Genomic DNA, 19,661 nt, shown 5'->3' on the forward strand with positions numbered 1-19,661 from the left:
TCGTCCCGTTGCGCAGCGCCCCGAGCAGCGCGCTCCACCCCTCGGCGACGGCGGGGCTGTGCAGCAGCAGGCGGTCCAGCCCGGACAGCTCTCCCCCGCGCCGTGCCCCCGCGGCCGGCCGAGCAGCCCGGCCCGGAGACCGCGGCCGAGCGGCGCTCGCGTCTGGTCGACAACGCGGTGTACGCCGCCGGACGGCGGATCGCCACGCCCGCATCAGCGGCCGAGAGCCACGAGTGGCTCACCGAGGGCTTCGACGACCGGATGGTCTGGCTCGGGCTGTACCGCCCGGAGCCGGCCGCGCTGGGTGAGCTGGCCGAGCAGTACGGCCTGCCCGACCTCGCGGTCGAGGACGCCATCCACGCGCACCAGCGGCCGAAGTTCGAGCGGTACGGGGACACGCTGTTCGTCGTCCTCAAGGCCGCCCGGTACCTGGACGAGGCCGAGGAGGTGGAGTTCGGCGAGCTGCACCTTTTCCTCGGCAAGGACTTCGCCATCACCGTGCGGCACGCCGAGTCGCCGGACCTCGCCCGGGTGCGCCGCCGGCTGGAGAGCTCGCCGGAGCTGCTGGCCCGCGGCTCGGAGGCGGTGCTGTACGCGATCCTGGACGCCGTCGTCGACGGGTACGCCCCGGTCGTCGCCGGGCTGGACAAGGACATCGATGAGATCGAGGTCGAGGTCTTCCGCGGTGACCCGCAGGTGTCCCGGCGCATCTACGAGCTGTCCCAGGAGGTCCTGGACTTCCAGCGGGCGGTCCAGCCGCTGACCGGCATCCTCGCCGCGATCACCGCCGGGTTCGAGAAGTACGGCGTCGACGAGGAGCTGCGCAGCCACCTGCGGGACGTCGCCGACCACGTCACCTCGACCACCGAGCGGGTCGAGGGCTTCCGGCTGCAGCTGCGCGACATCCTCACCGTGAACGCCACGCTGGTCGCCCAGCGGCAGAACGAGGAGATGAAGACCCTCACCGAGACCAGCCTCGCCCAGGGCGAGGAGGTCAAGAAGATCTCCGCGTGGGCCGCCATCCTCTTCGCCCCCAGCCTCGTGGGCGGGGTCTACGGGATGAACTTCGAGAGCATGCCGGAGACCGAGTGGCAGTACGGCTACCCGTTCGCCGTCGTGCTGATGTTCATGGTCAGCCTCACGCTGTACGTGATCTTCAAGCGCCGCGACTGGATCTGAGGGTCACGGCGAGGGCGCTGCGGTCGGCTCGACGACGAGGTCGATGACGGCGAGCCGGAACGGGTTCACCGTGCCGAACCCGGCCGCCTGCTCGGCATCGTCGACGGGGGCGAAGTCGCGGATCAGGCTGCGCTTGACCGCGAAGACCGCATCGGCGTCCAGGTACGGGCTGCCGTCGACGAAGACGTGCGTGGTCACCGGCACGAACCCCGGCGCATCGGCGATGAAGTGCACGTGCGCCGGGCGGAACGGCGGCCGGTCGGTCGCCGCGAGCAGCTCGCCGACCGGGCCGTCGGTGGGGATCGGGTAGTGCGCCGGGACGGTGGTGCGGAACCAGAACCGGCCCTCCTCGTCGGTGGTGAACAGGCCGCGACCGTTGCCCGCCGGCTGCACGTCGGGCTGCTGGACGTCGTAGAACCCGTTCCCGTCGGCCTGCCACACGTCGACGCTCGCCCCGCGCACCGGCTCGCCGGCGACCGAGAGCACCCGGCCGGTGATGACGCACGGCTGGTCGCCGCCCAGCTCGTCGATCGAGTCGCCGTTGCGACGAGGTGGCGAGACGGTCATGTGGAAGGGGCCGAGGACGGTCGCCTCCGTGGCCCCGCCGACCTTGCGGTGGTTGATGTTCTCCACCAGCGACGAGATCCCGAGGACGTCGGAGAGCAGCACGAACTCCTGCCGCACGTCGTCGCAGGTCTGCCCGGTGCGGGTGAGGAAGTCGATCGCGTGCTCCCACTCGGCGAGCGTCGGTTCCACCTCCCGGATCGCGGTGTGCAGCCCGCGCACGAGCGCGCCCAGCACGTCCCGCAGCCGGCTGTCCGGCGTCGCGGCGAAGCTGGCGACGACGGCGTCGGTGATCGTGTGCTCGTCGATGTCGGCGGTGACGTCGTCGGTCATGCGCTGCCCCCTGGCGGGTCGAGCGGGACCACCGGCAGCTGGAGCGCCGACGGCCCGGCGGTGACGTGCTGGACGGTGTGCAGTGTCGTCCGCGAGCCGCGTCAGGGTGGGGCGCGCGCTCGGGAACACCTCGGGGACGTGTGCCGTTATGCTGGCCGTACAACTACACAGGGGGGCGATTGGTCTCGACTGCGGTCGTCTGACCAGGGGAAGCGAGCCGAGGAAGGCAACGATGATCTCGTTAACCATCCGTTGCAAAAAACACAAGCGCCGATTCCAATCAGCGCGACTTCGCTCTCGCTGCCTAACAGCAGCTAGGCGAGTCTGTCAGCCCGGGTTCGTCATCGGCCCGGATCCTGGCATCAGCTAGATGACTCACCGCACGCACCGGTCGCGGGTGCGTGTGGGACACCAAACAGCGACTGGGCCCGTCATCCCGACTCGTTCGTGAGATCGGGAGGGCCGAGCAGAGGCAGAGCGAACTGCGCTCGGAGAAGCCCTGGTGATGCGTCGCAGGACGCGGGTTCGATTCCCGCCGCCTCCACCACAGGATCGTCCTCGACGAGCTGGTCCGGTTCCGGGTCCGCCGCTCGAGGAGCATCCGCTGGTGAAGCCCCCGTTCCACCACGTAGGGCCCGGTCACTCGACCGGGCCCTTCGTGCGTCCGGTGCCGGTGCCCGCGCTGGGGAGCTCAGGCCGACGGTTCCTGGACGACGGTCATGAACAGCGGTGAGCGCGTCTCCGTGTCGGTCAGCACGAGGAGGAAGGGTCGGTCGAACGACACGACCGCCGACGGGGGTGCCGCCGCCGCCTCCTCGACCACCACGGCCGTGGCAGCGGCCGCTTCGGTGCCGTCCTCGTCCACGTCGAGGAACGCCTGCTGCACGACCTCCGAGATGGCCAGACCGTCCCGGCCGAGGCCGGAGTAGTCACCACCCTCGACCGGCAGCCCCATCGCGGCCAGCACGTCCAGCAGCTGGTGCGACTGCTCGAGCTCCAGCCGTGGCAGCTGCACGCCCACCTCCGCCGACTCGGCGGCCTGCAGGTCGGTCAGGGTGGCGGCGTCGACGGTGCACGGGTCGGTGCCCTCGGGTGGCAGGACGGCGACGGCGCTGAGCGTTCCGTCGCGGTAGGCCAGCTCGACCGCCTGCCAGCCGTCCGCGGCGCGGGAGGCGCCCGTCGCGCCGCTCATCATCTCGACGGTCACCTCACCGGACGGCGCAGCGAACGGAGCCGGCCGGGTGTCGGTGAAGGGGATCGCCCACCTGGCCGTCAGGTGCAGGGCATTGGTCAGCACGGCGACGGTGTTCGGTTTCAGCGGCTCGGGCAGGAGCTCCTCGATGACCCCGCGGGTGTCCTCCTCGACCGTCGCGTTGATCCGGTCGGTTGCCCCACCCGGGTCGCCGGCGAAGTCCAGTGCCAGCACGTCGGCGTCGAAGCCCGTCGCGATGTCGTCCAGGTAGTCGGGGTCGGGCTCCATGCCGTCGGCGATCCAGAGGCGGTTGCTCATCTGCAGGGAGTCCGGCGCATCGTCGTCCTCGAGATCGCCCTCGTGGCGGAGGCCGTCGAGTGCGCCGGTGTGGTCGCGGAACGCCGCGACGAGGTCGGGGGACCACTCCGGCAGGTGCAAGACGCTGCGGACGGCCTCCGCCGTCTGCCCGCGGCTGGCGGGGTACAGCAGGCTCAGTGCCCCGGCTGCCGAGGTCGGGGACAGCAGCACGGTCTGGTCAGGGGTGCGCACGCAGACCTCGTGCAGCAGGTCGACGCCGAACGCGGTCTGTGCCTCGGCGACGTCGTCCGCCGTCAGCGTGCCCACCTGCACCGGGACGACCTGCCCGCGGTGGCCGAGGGGATCAGTGCCGGCCGTGGCGCAGGCGGTCAGCGCCGCCGCCGAGCCGGCCGCGACGGCGAGGACCCGTCCCCGACTGCACCTGGCCACCGCGTCCCTCCTCCCCGCTGTCACCCGCGTCACGGACGGGGTCAGCATGACCGTGCAGAGCCGTGCCGGTACAGGACCGCGCTGCCTTCGTGCTGCTCCCGTGACCTGGGAGGGCGCCGGGACGATGCCGCCGAAGCGCCGGGGCCTGACATCCTCTCCTCGGCGGATCACGACACAGGAGGTCGCATGAGCACGACGGCGGGGCGGGCCACGGAGCAGCCCGACGAGGAGGAGCGCCGCGGCGGGTTCAGCTCCAGGCGCGTCTTCATCCTGGCGGCGATCGGGTCGGCGGTCGGGCTCGGCAACATCTGGCGGTTCCCCTACGTCGCCTACGAGAACGGCGGCGGCGCCTTCCTGCTGCCCTACCTGATCGCGCTGCTGACCGCCGGCATCCCCTTCCTGCTGCTCGACTACGCGATCGGCCACCGCCACCGCGGTTCCGCACCGCTCTCCTTCGCCCGGCTGCGCCGCGGCACCGAGGGGCTCGGCTGGTGGCAGGTGGGCATCTGCTTCGTCATCGCCGTCTACTACGCCGCGGTCATCGCGTGGGCGCTGCGGTACACCTTCTTCTCCCTCGACCTGGCCTGGGGCGACGACCCCGAGGGCTTCTTCTTCGGCGAGTTCCTCCAGGCCGGCGACGTCCGGGTCACCGCCGACGTGGTGCCCGGGGTGCTCGTGCCCCTCGCCCTGGTCTGGCTGGCCGTCCTGGTGGTCATGGCGCTCGGCGTCCAGCGCGGCATCGGCCTGACCTCGCTGGTCTTCATCCCGGTGCTGGTGCTCGCCTTCGTCGCCCTCGTGGTGCAGGCGCTGCTGCTGCCGGGCGCAGGGGCCGGCCTCGACGCGCTGTTCGCGCCCGACTGGTCGGCGCTGACCTCGCCCTCGGTCTGGGCCGCCGCGTTCGGCCAGATCTTCTTCTCGCTGTCGGTCGGCTTCGGCATCATGATCACGTACGCCTCCTACGTCCGCCGCCGCGAGGACATGGTCGGCTCCGGCCTCGTCGTGGGCTTCTCGAACTCCGGTTTCGAGCTGCTCGCCGGCATCGGGGTGTTCGCCGCCCTGGGCTTCATGGCCCAGGCCAACGGACAGGCGGTCGACGAGGTCGCCAGCGGCGGGATCGGCCTGGCCTTCATCGCCTTCCCGGCGATCATCAGCGAGGCCCCGGCCGGCGCCCTCCTCGGCGTCCTGTTCTTCGGGGCGCTGGTCATCGCCGGCATCACCTCGCTGATCAGCGTGATCGAGGTGGTGATCTCCGCGGTCCGCGACAAGCTCGACACCGGCCGGCTCACCGCGACCCTCGCGGTCGGCGTCCCCGCCGCGGTGCTGAGCCTGGTGCTCTTCAGCACGACGAGCGGCATCTACGTGCTCGACGTCGTCGACCACTTCGTCAACCAGTACGGCATCCTCGTCGTGGCGCTGGTCAGCATGCTGGTCGTCTCCTGGGTGGTGCGGGCCCTGCCGGGTCTCGGCGCGCACCTCAACGTCCACGGCCGTCCCCGGGTCGGCACCGGCTGGCGCCTGCTGACGAGCGTCGTCGCCCCGGTCGGCCTGGCCGTCGTGCTCGTCCTCGCGCTGCGGGACGACCTCGCCGCGCGCTACGAGGACTACCCCGCCTGGCTCCTGCTGGTTCTCGGCTGGGCGCTGGTCGTGGCGCTCCCGCTCCTCGGCTTCCTGCTGGCCCGGCTGCCGTGGCGCGCCGGGACGCACCTGGACGGACCACCACCCGGCTCCGATCCGGCCGCGCCGCTGCACGCGCCCGCCACCACGGACCCGACCCCGCACGACCGCCCGCAGGACGACGGAGGACCCCGATGAGCACGCCAGCGATCGTGATGATGGTGGTGGCGATGGTCGTGATCTGGGGCGGCCTCGCCCTGGCCGTCGCCAGCCTGCTGCGCCACGGCGCCGTCGAGGAGCGCACCGAGGGGCCGCGCCGGGACCTCTGACCAGCGAGGGACGGCGTGCGCGGGGGTGTCGGCCGGAGCGGGTCCACCCCGGCGGTCAGCGCACGCCGTCCGCCGTCCGGCTAGAGCTCGGCGCGGAGCAGCTCGGCAGCTCGGGCCAGGGAGCGCATCTTCCCCGCCGCCGACTCCCGCGGCAGGTACTTCAGCCCGCAGTCGCTGGACAGCACGAGCGTGTCGACGTCGACGTGGTCCAGCGCGCGTCGCACCCGGTCCGCGACCGTCTCCGGGGTCTCCACCTCCGGCGTGGAGAGGTCCAGCACGCCGAGCGCGACGCCCTTGCCGCGCAGCGGGCGCAGGGTCGCCGGGTCCAGGTGCGACTGCGCCGTCTCGATCGAGATCGCCGCGGCCGGCACGTCGGCCAGCTGCGGCAGCACCGAGTAGCCCTCGGGCCGGTCGGCGACCATCGCCGCGTAGCCGAAGCAGACGTGCACGTGCACCGGCCCGGGGGCGTCGGCCAGCGCGGCGCTGAGCACCTCGACTCCGTAGCGACGGGCGACCTCGGGACGGGCCTGCAGCCACGGCTCGTCCAGCTGCACGATGTCGGCGCCGGCGGCGAACAGGTCGGCGATCTCCGCGCGCACGACCTCGGCGTAGGCCAGCGCCAGGGCCCGGTCGTCGCCGTAGTGGTCGTCCTGCGCCTGCTGGGCCATGGTGAACGGACCGGGCACGGTGATCTTCACGGCCCGGTCGGTCTGCGCGCGCAGGAACCGGACGTCGTCCACCTGCACCGGCCCCGGACGGCGGATCTCACCCACCACCCGCGGGGCCGGGATGTCGATGCCCGAGCGGTTCCGCACCGACCCGGGGTGGTCCAGGTCCAGGCCCTCGAGCGCGGTGGCGAAGTGGTTGGAGTACGACTCGCGCCGGATCTCGCCGTCGCCGACGATGTCCAGCCCGGCCTGCTCCTGCGCCCGGATGGTGGCCAGCGTGGCGTCGTCCTGGGCCTCCTGCAGGAACTCCGGGGGCACGCGCCACAGCTCCCTGGCCCGGACCCGCGGCGGGAACTGGTGCCCGAGCCGGTCACGGTCGATGAGCCAGTCGGGCTGGGGGAGGCTGCCGACGACGGTGGTGGGCAGCGGCGGGAGCGGGGCTGGCATCTGTTCCTCCTGAGGACGCGAACGGCCCCGATCCTCCACGCCGCGTGCGAGGCGACCGGTCACCGGGACCCGGCGGCGACCTCGGCCCGTCGTTTCGGCCGCCGGGCATCGGGCACCCGGGGAACGTGACTGGACGGGACGTGCCCCAGTGAGCGTGCGGAGTCGGCTGGAAGGCGCCCTGGGGGCGGTCGAGCGCTGGCAGCTGCTGGACGCCCCGGGCTACCAGGTCGAACACGGCGTCGCACTGACGTACCTGCTCACCGGCCGGTACGCCCGGCCGCTCCAGGACCTGCTGCACGGCGTCTGGCTCGGCCACCCGCTGCACCCCGCCCTGGTCACCGTGCCGGTCGGCGCCTGGACCGCGGCGTCGGTGCTCGACGGCCTCGACGCCACCGGCCGCGGGGGACCGGGGGCCGGGCCGGCCGCCCGTACCGTGGTCGGCGTCGGCGTGGCCGGTGCGGTGGCCTCCGCGGCGACCGGGTTCACCGACTGGCAGCACGCCCACGACGGCGCCCGGCGGGTCGGCCTGGTGCACGCGGGCCTGAACAGCACCGCCCTCGCGCTCTACGTGTGGTCCTTCGCCGACCGGGGACGGGGCCGCGCGGTGCGGGCCCGGGTCACCGCGGCCGCCGGCCTCACGCTCACGCTGGCGAGCAGCTGGCTGGGCGGAGCGCTGTCCTACCGCCACGGGCTCGGCACCGACCACGCCCAGCGCAGCCCCGAGCCGCGCCGGTTCACGCCCGTGCTCGCGGAGGCCGACCTTGTCGACGGCACACCGGTCGGGGCCGACGTGGACGGCGTGCCGGTGGTGCTGGTCGCCCAGGACGGCGAGGTCCACGCCGTGGGCGGCATCTGCCCGCACCAGGGGGGCCCGCTCGGGGAGGGCTGGCTGCACCGCGGTGAACTGGTCTGCCCGTGGCACGGGTCCCGCTTCGACCTGGCCACCGGCGAGCCGGCGCAGGGCCCGTCGACCGCGCCGCTGCCGTGCTTCGAGACCCGGGTTCGCGGAGGCCAGGTCGAGGTACGGCGCCGGGCGCACTGGCGCGGCCCCACTGCGACGACGACCGTCGAGGAGGCGTCCCGATGAAGGCCGACGAGGTGCTGATCGCCCACCACGACGTGCTGCGAGGGCTGCTGCGGCAGCTGGCGGAGACGACCGACGGCCAGGTCGCGGATCGCCGGCGGCTGCGCGACGACCTGCTGCGCGAGCTGGAGGTGCACACCCAGATCGAGGACGAGCTGTTCTACCCCGCCGTCCGGGACGTCTCCCCGCTGCTCTCGGTGGCTCACGCCGAGCACCGCCAGATCGACGACCAGCTCGCCACCGTCATGCGCACGTCCCTGGACGACCCGGAGTTCGTCACCGAGGTGCGCATGCTCGAGTCGACGCTGCGCCACCACACCTTCGAGGAGGAGCAGCGGATGTTCCCCCAGGCGCACGCCCTCGGCGGGGAGCGGCTGGAGGAGCTCGGTCGCCAGCTGCAGGAACGGCAGGACGAGCTCGGCCGGTCGGGCGCGATGCGGCTGATCGTGCGGCTGAAGCGGATGACGCTGAAGCTGGTCTGACCCGCCCGGGGTACAGCAGGCTGTACTCCTGGGCCGGTTCGCTGTCCCCGGCCGGTGCCGGGCCCTACCGTCTGCAGCCGTGGGGACGACGGGGAAGCAGCGCGCGGGCGCTGCGCGGGGCCCCCTGGCGCGTTCCGCCGGCCGCAGCCTCGTCGCGCTGGAGCAGTTGCCGGGTGCGCTGGGCACCGCGTTGCTGGCGCTGGGCGTGCTGCTGTTCCTGCTGGTCGCCGTGGTCACCAGCGTGGTCGGGGTCGGGCTGCTCGCGCTGCCCGCCGGGCTGCGTGGCGCGCACGCCGTCGCCGAGCGGGAACGGGCCCGGCTCGGCCGCTGGGGCCCGGAGGTCGTCGGCCCGCCGCCACCGCCGCGGCAGCTCCGCGACGCCGCCGCCGACCCGGCCACCCGGCGCGAGCTCCGTTGGCTCGCCGGACACGCGACGGCCGGCCTGCTGCTGTCGGCGGTCGGACTGCTGCTGCCGATCTACGCCGTCCGCGAGCTGACCTTCCCGCTGTGGTGGCAGCTGCTCCCCGACGACCAGGCCACCGATGCGCTCACCTTCTGGGTCGTGGAGGACTGGGCCGGCGTCGCCCCGGTGGTGGCGATCGGCGTCGGCTGGGCGCTGCTCACCGTCGTCCTCACCCCGCCGGTCGCCGAGCTGCTCGCCCGGCGCGGACGCCGGTTGCTCGCCGCGGACGCCGGCGCCGACCTCTCGCTGCGGGTCGCGCAGCTGACCGCCACCCGCGCCGCCGCCCTGGACGCGCACGCCACCGAGCTGCGCCGGATCGAGCGCTCGCTGCACGACGGCACGCAGAACCGGCTGGTCGGCGTCACCGTGCTGCTCGGTGCCGCGCGGCGGGCCGTGCTCCGGGACCCGGCGGCCGCCGAGGAGATCCTCGAGCGGGCGCAGGACGCCGCCGAGCAGGCGCTGGCCGAGTTGCGGTCGGTGGCCCGCGGCATCCTGCCGCCGGTGCTGGAGGACCGCGGCCTTGCCGGGGCGCTCACCGGGTTGGCCGCGACCTCCGCCGTGCCGTGCCAGGTGGACGTCGACGTGCCGGTCCGCTGCGCCGCCTCCGTCGAGGCCACCGCCTACTTCGCCGTCGCCGAGGCGCTGACCAACGTGTCCCGGCACAGCAGGGCCGGCCGGGCCGCCGTCGAGGTGCGGCTGCGCGAGCAGCGGCTGTGCGTCCGCGTCACCGACGACGGCGCCGGTGGCGCCGTCGAGGGCGGCGGCTCCGGGCTGGTCGGCATCCGCCGCCGCGTCGAGGCGCACGACGGCACCCTCACCCTGACCAGCCCGCCCGGCGGGCCGACCACCCTCACCGTGGAGCTGCCGTGCGGATCGTGATCGCCGAGGACGACGCGCTGCTGCGCGAGGGCCTGGCCCTGCTGCTGCGTGCCGAGTCGCTGGACGTGGTGGCGACCGCGGGGGGCCCGGCGGAGTTCCTCACCGCGCTGGACGAGCACCGGCCCGACGTCGCGATCGTCGACGTCCGGATGCCCCCGACGCACACCGACGAGGGGATCGTGGCCGCCGTCGAGGCGCGCCGCCGCCGGCCGGACCTCGCCGTCCTGGTGCTCTCGGCGCACGTGGAGCAGGCGTTCGCCACCGACCTGCTCGCCGGCGGCGCCGCCCGGCTGGGCTACCTGCTCAAGGAGCGGGTCGGCCGGGTGGAGGAGTTCCTGGGTGCTCTGCACCGGGTGGCCGCGGGCGGCACGGCGATCGACCCGGAGGTGGTCGCCCAGCTGTTCGCCCGCACCCGCACCGACACCCGGCTGGAGCGGCTCAGCCCGCGGGAACGGGAGGTGCTGGCGCTGATGGCCGAGGGGCTGGGCAACACCGCGATCGGGGAGCGGCTGGTGGTCACCGACGGCGCGGTGCACAAGCACATCCGCAGCATCTTCGCCAAGCTCGACCTGCCCCCCGACGACCGCGCCGACCGCCGGGTGACCGCGGTGCTCCGCTACCTGGAGGACGTCCGCCGCCGCGCGTAGCGCATCCTCCCCAAGCGCGCATCGGGACATGCGGGTGCGCGCCGGGCACGGCTCAGGCGACGGCTCGCAGCAGCGCCTGCCCGGCGGCACCCAGCGGGAGGACGAGCAGCAGCCAGGCCATGGCGGTGCCGATGCCCCGACCAGGCGCTCGGATCTCTCGTGCCGCCCGCGCAGCGGCTCCCAGGGCCACCACGAGCAGAGCCCCGAGGGTGCAGAAGACGACGGCGTCGCCGACGTAGTGCAGGTAGACCCCGTAGCCGATGGCGCCTTCGGAGAGGAACACCCCGCCCACGAGCGCCGCGCTCAGCCCCGCCCAGCGCAGCGACCGCGCCCGACGCCAGCACCACCCCGCCGCGCCGAACACCGGACCGCCGACCAGGCCGGTGGCCACCCACAACACGACCATGGTCGGGTTGACGTCGAAGTCACGCGCCATGGACGTGAGGTAGTACCCGCCGACCTCGCCGAGGCAGACGAGCACCCCGGCGACGGCAGCGACCCACGACCGCCTGGTCAGCGCACCGACGGCGAAGGCGGGGGCGACCCAGGGACTGATTGCGTTGGCGAGCCCGGAGAAGGGCGAGGGCAGGACCGTCTGCAGGCCGGACGTCGCCGCTCCCCATGCCAGGCCGATCAGCACGGCCAGGCCGAGCGCCACCGGGGCACCCAGGCCAGGTCGCCGCTCCTCACGGGGCGCGAGGTGGGAACCGCCACCGTCGACCCGGTCATGGGCGACGTCGAGCGGACGGTCGGGGATGGCCTGCAGAGCCTCGGATGAGGCGGCGGCAGCGGGAACGGGAGTGCTCACCGGCGAACCCTGACACGCAGCAGGTCACCCGCGGATCAGCCCACGGAAGGACATCGGCGAACACTCCCCATCCTCAGGTCGGACGGGCTGTCGATCCGGCACCCCCCGTTCCGTGCCGACCTCAGCGAGCGGGACACCTAGGCGTCCCGGCGGCGCAGTGCCCACCGGGCGCCGAGCACCGCCGCCGCGGCCCACAGGGTCAGCACGGCGAGCCCGGTGACCGGTCCGAAGGCGTCGATCGGGCGGGCGTGCAGCCGGAGGGCGACCTGGCCGGCGCGGTCGGGCAGCCAGACCGCGACGCGCTGCAGCACCGGCACCAGCTCGAGCAGCGGCGAGACCAGGAAGAAGAACGGGATCACCAGCCCGAGGGCGATGGTCTGGTCGCGCATCATCATCGCCACGCCCATGCAGACCACGGCCAGCAGCGTCGGGTACAGCGCTGCCGCCACGGTCGGCCGGGCGAGCTCGGACAGGGTGACCCCGGCCGGCCCGAGCAGGGCCTGGGTGACCACCACGGTGACCAGCGCGGTGACCGCAGCGGTGGCGAGCACCAGGGCGGCGCCCACCGCCACCTTGCTCGCCAGGAACACCCCGCGCCGGGGGACGGCGACCAGCGAGTCGTGCACGGTCTGCCGGCCGTACTCCCCGGCGGTCAGCAGCACCGCGAGCACGATGACGGCCACCTGCCCGAAGTTCAGGCCGTAGAAGGCGAGCAGGCCGGCGTCGTACCCGGGTTCGGCGGCCTGGAGGTCACCGATCGCACCGACCACGGCGGCGCTGATGCCGGCGACGGCCACGGCGAAGCCGGCCAGGCACAGCCAGGTGGACCGCAGCGTCGTCGCCTTGACCCACTCGGCGTGCAGGGCGGCGATCACGTCTCGGCCCCGCTGGTGAGGGCCAGGAAGGCGTCCTCCAGCGACCGGCGGTCGGTCCCCGGCGCGGAGTGCTCGGCGAGGAAGTCGGGCAGCGGGGTGTCGGCCAGCAGCCGGCCGCGGCTGATCACGAGCAGGTGGTCGGCGGTCTGCTCGACCTCGCTCATCAGGTGGCTGGAGACGACGACCGTGCGGCCCTCGGCAGCCAGCCGCCGCAGCGAGGTGCGCAGCCACCGGATGCCCTCGGCGTCCAGGCCGTTGACCGGTTCGTCCAGCAGCAGCACCGACGGGTCCCCGAGCAGGGCCGCGGCCAGGCCGAGCCGCTGGCGCATGCCCAACGAGAACCCGCGCACCCGCCGGTCGGCGACGGCGGTCAGGTCGACCAGCTCGAGGACCTCGTCGATCCGGTGGCCGGGGACGCGGTTGCTCGCGGCGAGCCAGCGCAGGTGTGCCCGGGCGGTGCGGCCGGGGTGGGGTGCGCTGCTGTCGAGCAGTGAGCCCACGGTCCGCAGCGGGTCGCGCAGCTCGGCGTAGTGCTGACCGTCGATGCGGGCTGTGCCGGCGGTCGGCCGGTCCAGCCCGAGCAGCATCCGCAGCGTGGTCGACTTCCCGGCCCCGTTCGCCCCCAGGAAGGCGGTGACCACGCCCGGGGGCACGTCGAAGGTCAGCCCGGCCACCGCGGTCACCGGGCCGTAACGCTTGGTCAGTCCACGCACCTCGATCACGTCCCGCTCCCGTCGTCCGGCATGCGTCCACGCTGGCCGACCCGGCGCCCCGGCACCTCCACCGCACGGTCCGTCCGGCTCCCTCTCCAGCGGGAGGCCGCGGGCGGCCGGGAGACGGGATCATGGCCGCGTGCACAGCGTGCTGCGACCGGTGACCAGCAGGACGACGTGGACGCGCGTCCTGCACCTGGCGGTCGGGCTGTGGGTCGCGGCCGCCTGCGCGATGGTCTGGCCGGGCCTGGAGGACACCTCACCCGCCACGCTGGCCGGGCTCGCGCTGGCCCCGCTGCCGCTCCTGGCGCTGCTGGCCGCCGTCCCGGTGGTGCGGCGCAGCGAGGGCGTCCAGGCGCGCGCCCTGGTGCTGCCCGGCGACGACGACGTCACGGTCGAGCCGTCGCGCAGTTGGTCGGACCGGGCCCGGCTGCTGGGCTGGCTGGTCGTGCGGGTCGAGCTCGGCGTGCTGGCCGGTCAGCTGGCGGCGGTCGGCGTGGCCGCCGCCTGGTCCCTGCTGGGCCTCCCGTCGGCACGGTGGCCCGCGGCGAGCGTCCCGGGCTGGGTCGGCCTGCCGCTCGCACTGCTGCTGGTGATCGCGCTGGTGTACGCCCTGGCCGCCCTCGGCGCGCTGCTCGCCGCGGCCGCCCGGCACCTGCTGCACCCCTCGGCGGCCGAGCGGCTGGCCGCGCAGCGGGCCCGCACCGAGCGGCTGCTGGAGCGCACCCGGCTGGCCGCCGAGCTGCACGACTCGATCGGGCACGCGCTGACGGTCACGCTGCTCCAGGCCGGCGCAGCGCGGGAGGTCGCCGGCCGTGACCCTGCCTTCGTCGACGGCGCGCTCCGCGCCATCGAGGACTGCGCCCGGCAGGCTGCCGACGACCTGGAACGGGTGCTCGGCCTGCTGCGCGACACCACCCGCCCGCCTGTCGCGGCGCCCACGCTGGCCGACCTCGACCGGCTGGTGCGCTCGGCCGAGGCCGCCGGGGCGCAGGTCGACCTGCACGTCACGGGCCGGGTGGCCGACCTGCCGGGGCAGCTCTCGGAGGAGGGGTACCGGATCGTGCAGGAGGCGCTCACCAACGCGCTGCGGCACGCCGGCCCGGTGCCGGTGCGGCTGCAGGTCGAGGTGGGCGGCGGGGGACTGGTGGTCGACGTCCGCAACCCGGTCCCGGCGGCGCTGCCCGCGACGGCCGGCATCGGCAGCGGGGTGCCCGGCCTGCAACACCGGGTCGCGGCGCTCGGTGGCACCGCGGAGGCCGGTCGGGTCGACGGCGGCTGGCGGGTCGCCGTCCGGTTGCCGGTGCCGGGATGACGATCCGGGTGCTGCTGGTCGACGACGAGGAGCTGGTGCGCAGCGGCCTGCGCACGATCCTCGACGCGCAGGAGGACGTCGAGGTGGTCGGGGAGGTCGCGGACGGAGCCGTGGTCGGGCCGGCGGTGGCGCGGTCGTGCCCGGACGTCGTCGTCCTGGACATCCGGATGCCGCTGGTCGACGGCATCGAGGCGACCCGCACGCTGCGCCGACGCCATCCCACCGCCCCGCGCGTCCTGGTGCTGACCACCTTCGCCGACGACGAGAACGTGGTCGCGGCCCTGCACGCCGGCGCCGACGGGTTCCTCCCCAAGCGCGCGCGGCCGGCCGAGATCGTGGACGCCGTGCGGGTCGTCGCCCGGGGCGAGAGCCTGCTGTTCCCGGCCGCGATCCGCTCCCTCGCTGCCCGGCACGCGGGCGGGGGCACGGCCCGAGGTGCGGCGCGGGTGGCGTTGACCGATCGAGAGGCGGACGTGCTGCGGCTGATGGCGCACGGGCTGAGCAACGGTGAGATCGCCACCGAGCTGTTCCTCGGCCTGCAGACCGTCAAGACCCACGTCAGCAGCCTGTTGCGCAAGCTGGGCGCCCGGGACCGCACGCAGGCCGTGATCGCTGCCTACGAGTCGGGGCTGGTGCCGCTGCGCTGAGGACCCCGGCTGCGCACGACGGCGCAGCCGGGGTCGTCGTTCACCCGCAGACGGCGGCGTCGACGACGTCCTCGACGTGCACGATCTGCTCCAGCTCGGTGGGCAGCGCGGTGACCGCGACGACCGCGCCGCGCCCGTCCTCGGTGACCGCGCTGCGGGTCTCGTAGCCGGGGATGTCACCGCCGTGGGTCCAGGCGGTGCCGCCGCAGCTGAGCGTGAAGGTCTGCAGCCCCAGGCCGTAGGCCTCGTCGCCACTGGCGGCCGAGCCGGGCGCCGGCACCGTCGACTGCATCTCGGCGAGCATCGCCGGGCCGAGCAGCTCGCCGTCGACCAGGGCGGTGAAGAACTCGAGCAGGTCGCCGGGGCTGGCGACCAGCTGCCCGGCGGCCCAGCCGAAGGACGGGTCCTGCACGGTGACGTCGGCCTGCTCGGCCCCCGGCTCGGGTGCGTAGTAGCCGTGCGGGTGGGCGCCGCGGAGCTCCTGCTCGCCCTCGTGCGGCCAGTAGGTGTCGTCCAGGTCGAGCGGCTCGACCACCCGGGTGGTGATCTCCTCGCCGATGGGCCGTCCGGTGACCTCCTGGACGAGCAGTCCGGCCAGCACGTAGTTGGTGTTGCTGTACTCCCAGCCGGCGTCGGGGGCGAAGGAGGCCGGGCGGGCCAGTGCGATGTCGAGCAGCTGGTGCGGCTCGACGTAGCGGTGCTGCACCGCGAGGTAGTCGGCCACCACGACGTCGTCGTAGTCGGGCAGGCCACTGGTGTGCTGCAGCAGCTGGCGCACGGTGATGGCGTTGCCGTCGCCGCCGGGGCCGCGGACCAGGCCGGGCAGGTACTGCTCGATCGGGGCGTCCAGATCGACGAGCCCCTCCTCGACCAGCTGCAGGACGACGGTGGCGACGAAGGTCTTGGTGTTGCTGGCGATCCGCACCTCGCCGTCGACCGGCACCGGCTCGCCGGTGGTCAGGTCGCCGACCCCGGCGGTGAGGTGGTGCACCCGGCCGCCGGGGCCGCGGACGGCGGCGAGCGCGCCGGGGAAGCCGTCGTCGGCGACGAGCCCGTCCAGCTCGTCCTGCAGGGCGTGCGCCGGCCGGGCGGCATCGGCCGCTGCGTCGTCCGGGCTCAGCAGGCCGGTGGTGCCGGCGGCGGTCACCGTGGCGGCGGCGACCAGCAGCGTGGCCCAGGTGCGGCGCGGGACGGGGGAGCGGTTCGGGTGGGTGGCTGCGGACACGGGGACTCCTGGGGGCGGTCGGTCGTGCGGACCTCTCGAGCCTGTCCGGGGAGGCCGCCCCGATCGATCCCGCCCGGGGGTCACCCGAGGTGGCGCAGGCTGCACCCGGGCGTGGGTCCCGCCGTCAGCCCTCGATCGAGGCGCAGGCAGACCAGGCGGCGCCCTCGGCGAGGACCTCGTCGTCCAGCGGCAGCACGATGAGCGAGGTGCCGTCCTCGTCGGCCAGCAGGTCCAGGTCGAACTCCCCGGCCAGGGTGTCCAGCTGGCCGATCTCCTGCTCGGTCACCGGCAGCGCCGGGAGGTCGGCCACCGGGGCGCTGTCGACCGCGCCCTCGGTGCAGCCGCCCTCGCTGACCAGGAGCATGTCGTGGTCGCCCGGGGTCAGCCCGCTGGCCTCCACCTCGATCTCCGTGCCGGTGTCGGTGCTGGTGAAGGTGGCGGTGCCCAGCACGCTGCCCTCGGGGTCGACCAGCTCGCCGGTCAGGTCGACCAGCACCGCGGGGCTCTCGGTCACCTCCCCGTTGCCCAGCCCTTCGATGGAACCCCCGACGCCGGCCGTGCTCTCGCCCCCGCAGGCGGTGAGCCCGAGGGCGGCGGCGGCGGTGGCGGAGAAGAGCATCGTCCGCTTCACAGGGGGGCTCCTTCAGGTCGTGGGCGTCGTCGGTGGAGGGACTGCCCCGTTCGCTGCGCCGCACTCCCGTCGGCCGTGGAGTCGATGCCGAGCCGTGACCTGGGCCAGCGGGTAGGAACGACACATGGAGTTCCGACACCTGGGCCGCAGCGGCCTGAAGATCAGCGAGATCACCTACGGCAACTGGATCACCCACGGCGGCCAGGTGGAGGCCGACGCGGCCAACGCCTGCGTCCGCGCCGCGCTGGACGCCGGCATCACCACCTTCGACACCGCCGACGTGTACGCCGGTGGCCGCGCCGAGGAGGTGCTGGGCAAGGCGCTGGCCGGTGAGCGGCGCAGCGGGATCGAGCTGTTCAGCAAGGTCTACTGGCCGACCGGGCCCGGCCGTAACGACCGCGGCCTGTCCCGCAAGCACGTGCTCGAGTCGATCGACGCCTCGCTGACCCGCCTCGGCACCGACTACCTCGACCTCTACCAGGCGCACCGCTACGACCACGAGACGCCGCTGGAGGAGACGATGCTGGCCTTCGCCGACGTCGTGCGCAGCGGCAAGGCGCTCTACATCGGCGTCTCGGAGTGGCGGGCCGAGCAGATCCGGGCGGCCAAGGCCCTCGCCGACGAGCTCGGGATCCCGCTGGTGTCCAACCAGCCGCAGTACTCCGCGCTCTACCGGGTGCCCGAGGCCGAGGTCATCCCGGCCTCCCGTGAGCTGGGCATCAGCCAGATCGTCTTCTCCCCGATCGCCCAGGGCGTGCTCACCGGCAAGTACCTGCCGGGCCAGCCCGTCCCGGCCGGCTCGCGGGCGACCGACGAGAAGGGCGGCGGGGCGAACATGATCGCCCGCTGGCTGAAGGACGACGTCCTGGAGCGGGTGCAGGAGCTCAAGCCCATCGCCGACGACCTGGGGCTGACGATGGCCACGCTGGCGGTGGCCTGGGTGCTGCAGGAGGAGAACGTGGCGGCGGCGATCATCGGCGCCAGCCGCCCGGAGCAGGTGACCGACAACGTCAAGGCCTCCGGGGTCCGGCTCGACGACGACGTCAAGCGGCGGATCGACGAGGTGCTCGCCCCGGTGGCGCTGACCGACCCGGCGCTGACCAAGAGCCCGGACCCGCGGCCCTGAGACCTGGCCGGGCGGGCTCCACCCCGGAGCCCGCTCGGCCCGGCGGGGTCAGGACGGCCGCTGCTGCGGCTGCGGGGTGGTGGCCGGGCCGCGGCTGTGCGGCGGGCGGTGCCCGGCGAGGTGCCCGGCGTGCGGAGTGGGCGAGGCGTGCTGGGCCGCCCGGTGGGCGTCCCGGTGGGCGGGGGTGATCCGCGGCAGCTCGCTGGTCAGCCAGCGGACCGGGCGCCGTTGCGCCGGGCGCCGGGCGGCCAGGAAGTCCAGTGCGATCGCCGCCGTCCACGACTGGTCGCGGCTGCCGAGCGTCTCGCCGGTCACCGGCTGGTAGTACTCGGCGAAGTCGCAGTCGATCAGCTGGGAGAGCCCGGCCAGCCGCAGCTGGTTGGCCGCCTCGGTCTCACCGGAGCGGTTGAGCGCCCAGGCCATCAGCCAGTTGAGCACCGGCCACTGCGGCCCGCGCCAGTAGGTCTGCTCGCGGAACGCCGGTGAGGCGGGGGAGACCGACGGCATGACCGGCCAGCGCAGCCGGGAGTGCCCGCACCACCGCGGCCCGAGCAGCAGGTCACGCTGCCGGCGGGTGAGCGCCTCGTCGCCGCCACACAGCAGCGGGGCGAACCCGGCGGCGCTCTCCACGTCCAGCCACTGGCCGGTGCGCAGGTCCAGGTCGCGGGCCAGCCCGGTCTGCGGGTCGACCGAGCGCAGCACCCCGGTGCGGAACCGGCGGGCGATGGCGCGGGACTGCTCCACGCCCCCGGCCGTGCCGCCGCCGATCCCGAGCTCCTCGCCCATGTCGGCGAGCAGGTCGCTGGCGGCGGCCAGCAGCGCCGACACCAGCACGTCGCCCACGACGAAGTCGCCGGTCGCCCGGTAGGCGGTGTCGTCGTACCGGCTGCGGACCTTCTGCTCCACGAGCCACAGGTAGCGGGCGTACTCGGCGTCGGTCGGCCGCTGTGACGGGTCGGCGACGTGCGCGAGGTCGGCGCGGACGAACGGCGGCATGTCCGGCTGGGGGTGCACGTTGGCGTACGGGGAGTCCCAGCGCGGGGAGTCGTCCATCCCCGACTCCCAGCCGTGGTGGATCTCCACCAACCCGTAGGAGTACGGGTCGCGGGCGGTGGCCAGGTACTGGTGCCAGGCCAGCCACTGGTCGAAGGTCTCCCGCACGAACTCCTCGGCGAGCTCCTGGTCCGCCCCGCCCCTCCGGCGGGCGTCGTGCAGGATCCGGGACAGCGCGATCACGTGGATCGGCGGCTGGCAGATGCCCGAGGTCAGCACCCCGGCCGGGCGGGCGGCGGCCACCTGGGTGCGCCAGCGCTCCGGACCGGGGAAGTAGTCGCTGGGCTCGTGGAACAGGATGTGCGGGATCATCCCGGTCGCCCACTGCCCGGACAGCAGGCTGCGCAGCTCGTTGAGCGCTCGGGGCACCGAGACCGTCGCGATGCCCAGCGCCACGAAGCCGGCGTCCCAGCTCCACATGTGGGGGTACAGGGTGGGGGAGGCGACGGTGAAGGCGCCGCGGTCGTTGGCCCGCAGGACGTAGCCGGCGCGGCCGGACATCAGCCCGATCTCCACCGCGCTCGGTTGGGACACGGTCATCTGCAGGTCCGTTCCTCTCGCCGGTGCCCTCTCGCCGGTGCCCGGCCATCCTCACCCGGAAGGCGGGAGGACGACGGCCCGTCAGGCACATTTCACGCGA

The 19,661-nt window shown here is 74.2% G+C and carries 19 protein-coding genes and 1 other RNA gene; 11 read left to right on the forward strand and 9 right to left on the reverse strand.

Annotated features, from left to right (window positions below):
• Positions 1–102: 102 nt before the first annotated feature.
• Positions 103–1,179, forward strand: coding sequence for a magnesium/cobalt transporter CorA (gene corA / locus G5C62_RS01815; protein ID WP_164699786.1), 1,077 nt, complete (start codon positions 103–105; stop codon positions 1,177–1,179).
• Positions 1,180–1,182: 3 nt separating this feature from the next.
• Here the strand turns inward: corA and G5C62_RS01820 are convergent, their stop codons facing one another.
• Positions 1,183–2,076, reverse strand: a complete 894-nt coding sequence (locus tag G5C62_RS01820; protein ID WP_164699787.1) for a dioxygenase — start codon at positions 2,074–2,076, stop codon at positions 1,183–1,185.
• Positions 2,077–2,247: 171 nt separating this feature from the next.
• Here G5C62_RS01820 and ssrA point away from each other — a divergent pair.
• Positions 2,248–2,623, forward strand: a transfer-messenger RNA (tmRNA) gene (gene ssrA, locus G5C62_RS01825).
• A 144-nt stretch (positions 2,624–2,767) separates the two neighbouring features.
• On the opposite strand, the gene G5C62_RS01830 is transcribed toward ssrA, so the two are convergent.
• Positions 2,768–4,015 carry a serpin family protein gene (locus G5C62_RS01830; RefSeq protein ID WP_164699788.1) on the reverse strand — a complete coding sequence of 416 codons (1,248 nt, stop codon included), beginning with the start codon at positions 4,013–4,015 and terminating at the stop codon, positions 2,768–2,770.
• Positions 4,016–4,201: 186 nt separating this feature from the next.
• Here G5C62_RS01830 and G5C62_RS01835 point away from each other — a divergent pair, with 186 nt between their 5' ends.
• The gene (locus G5C62_RS01835) at positions 4,202–5,827 is read left to right on the forward strand and encodes a sodium-dependent transporter (RefSeq protein WP_164699789.1); all 1,626 of its coding nucleotides are present in this window, start codon (positions 4,202–4,204) and stop codon (positions 5,825–5,827) included.
• Complete coding sequence (locus tag G5C62_RS01840) at positions 5,824–5,958, forward strand: methionine/alanine import family NSS transporter small subunit (protein ID WP_164699790.1); 135 nt, start codon at positions 5,824–5,826, stop codon at positions 5,956–5,958. Before G5C62_RS01835 ends, G5C62_RS01840 begins: the two co-directional genes overlap by 4 nt.
• Before the next feature lie 80 nt (positions 5,959–6,038).
• Here G5C62_RS01840 and G5C62_RS01845 read toward each other — a convergent pair whose 3' ends face one another.
• The gene (locus G5C62_RS01845; protein WP_164699791.1) at positions 6,039–7,073 is read right to left on the reverse strand and encodes a 5-methyltetrahydropteroyltriglutamate--homocysteine methyltransferase; all 1,035 of its coding nucleotides are present in this window, start codon (positions 7,071–7,073) and stop codon (positions 6,039–6,041) included.
• A 148-nt stretch (positions 7,074–7,221) separates the two neighbouring features.
• On the opposite strand from G5C62_RS01845, the gene G5C62_RS01850 reads away from it, so the two are divergent.
• The 4 genes from G5C62_RS01850 to G5C62_RS01865 all read left to right on the forward strand — a co-directional run bounded on the left by G5C62_RS01850 (position 7,222) and on the right by G5C62_RS01865 (position 10,628).
• A complete protein-coding gene (locus G5C62_RS01850) occupies positions 7,222–8,160 on the forward strand; it encodes a Rieske (2Fe-2S) protein (RefSeq protein WP_164699792.1) in 939 nt (312 codons plus the stop codon).
• On the forward strand, positions 8,157–8,639 hold the full coding sequence (locus tag G5C62_RS01855; RefSeq protein ID WP_164699793.1) for a hemerythrin domain-containing protein: 483 nt from the start codon (positions 8,157–8,159) through the stop codon (positions 8,637–8,639). Before G5C62_RS01850 ends, G5C62_RS01855 begins: the two co-directional genes overlap by 4 nt.
• Before the next feature lie 79 nt (positions 8,640–8,718).
• Complete coding sequence (locus tag G5C62_RS01860; protein ID WP_206330425.1) at positions 8,719–9,981, forward strand: sensor histidine kinase; 1,263 nt, start codon at positions 8,719–8,721, stop codon at positions 9,979–9,981.
• Entirely contained in the window at positions 9,969–10,628 is a 660-nt protein-coding gene (locus tag G5C62_RS01865) for a response regulator transcription factor (RefSeq protein ID WP_036333338.1), read from the forward strand. The genes G5C62_RS01860 and G5C62_RS01865 overlap by 13 nt, the downstream gene beginning before the upstream one ends.
• A gap of 52 nt (positions 10,629–10,680) precedes the next feature.
• Here G5C62_RS01865 and G5C62_RS01870 read toward each other — a convergent pair whose 3' ends face one another.
• The 3 genes from G5C62_RS01870 to G5C62_RS01880 form a co-directional block, all read right to left on the reverse strand.
• On the reverse strand, positions 10,681–11,436 hold the full coding sequence (locus G5C62_RS01870; protein WP_164699794.1) for a DUF6518 family protein: 756 nt from the start codon (positions 11,434–11,436) through the stop codon (positions 10,681–10,683).
• 137 nt (positions 11,437–11,573) lie between these two features.
• On the reverse strand, positions 11,574–12,311 hold the full coding sequence (locus G5C62_RS01875; RefSeq protein ID WP_164699795.1) for an ABC transporter permease: 738 nt from the start codon (positions 12,309–12,311) through the stop codon (positions 11,574–11,576).
• Complete coding sequence (locus G5C62_RS01880) at positions 12,308–13,033, reverse strand: ABC transporter ATP-binding protein (RefSeq protein WP_164699796.1); 726 nt, start codon at positions 13,031–13,033, stop codon at positions 12,308–12,310. The genes G5C62_RS01875 and G5C62_RS01880 overlap by 4 nt, the downstream gene beginning before the upstream one ends.
• A gap of 130 nt (positions 13,034–13,163) precedes the next feature.
• On the opposite strand from G5C62_RS01880, the gene G5C62_RS01885 reads away from it, so the two are divergent.
• Both G5C62_RS01885 and G5C62_RS01890 read left to right on the forward strand, forming a co-directional pair.
• Positions 13,164–14,339 (forward strand): sensor histidine kinase, encoded by a 1,176-nt coding sequence (locus tag G5C62_RS01885; RefSeq protein WP_164699797.1) that lies wholly within the window; start codon positions 13,164–13,166, stop codon positions 14,337–14,339.
• Positions 14,336–14,986 carry a response regulator transcription factor gene (locus G5C62_RS01890; protein ID WP_164699798.1) on the forward strand — a complete coding sequence of 217 codons (651 nt, stop codon included), beginning with the start codon at positions 14,336–14,338 and terminating at the stop codon, positions 14,984–14,986. Before G5C62_RS01885 ends, G5C62_RS01890 begins: the two co-directional genes overlap by 4 nt.
• Positions 14,987–15,026: 40 nt before the next feature.
• Here G5C62_RS01890 and G5C62_RS01895 read toward each other — a convergent pair whose 3' ends face one another.
• Both G5C62_RS01895 and G5C62_RS01900 read right to left on the reverse strand, forming a co-directional pair.
• On the reverse strand, positions 15,027–16,211 hold the full coding sequence (locus G5C62_RS01895; protein WP_164699799.1) for a serine hydrolase: 1,185 nt from the start codon (positions 16,209–16,211) through the stop codon (positions 15,027–15,029).
• Positions 16,212–16,335: 124 nt separating this feature from the next.
• Entirely contained in the window at positions 16,336–16,842 is a 507-nt protein-coding gene (locus G5C62_RS01900; protein ID WP_052090614.1) for a hypothetical protein, read from the reverse strand.
• A gap of 124 nt (positions 16,843–16,966) precedes the next feature.
• Here G5C62_RS01900 and G5C62_RS01905 point away from each other — a divergent pair, with 124 nt between their 5' ends.
• Positions 16,967–17,968 (forward strand): aldo/keto reductase family protein, encoded by a 1,002-nt coding sequence (locus tag G5C62_RS01905; protein WP_164699800.1) that lies wholly within the window; start codon positions 16,967–16,969, stop codon positions 17,966–17,968.
• Positions 17,969–18,016: 48 nt separating this feature from the next.
• Here the strand turns inward: G5C62_RS01905 and G5C62_RS01910 are convergent, their stop codons facing one another.
• Positions 18,017–19,561 (reverse strand): MGH1-like glycoside hydrolase domain-containing protein, encoded by a 1,545-nt coding sequence (locus G5C62_RS01910; RefSeq protein ID WP_164699801.1) that lies wholly within the window; start codon positions 19,559–19,561, stop codon positions 18,017–18,019.
• Between the last annotated feature and the right edge of the window lie 100 nt (positions 19,562–19,661).

The organism is Modestobacter sp. KNN46-3 (assembly GCF_011039295.1).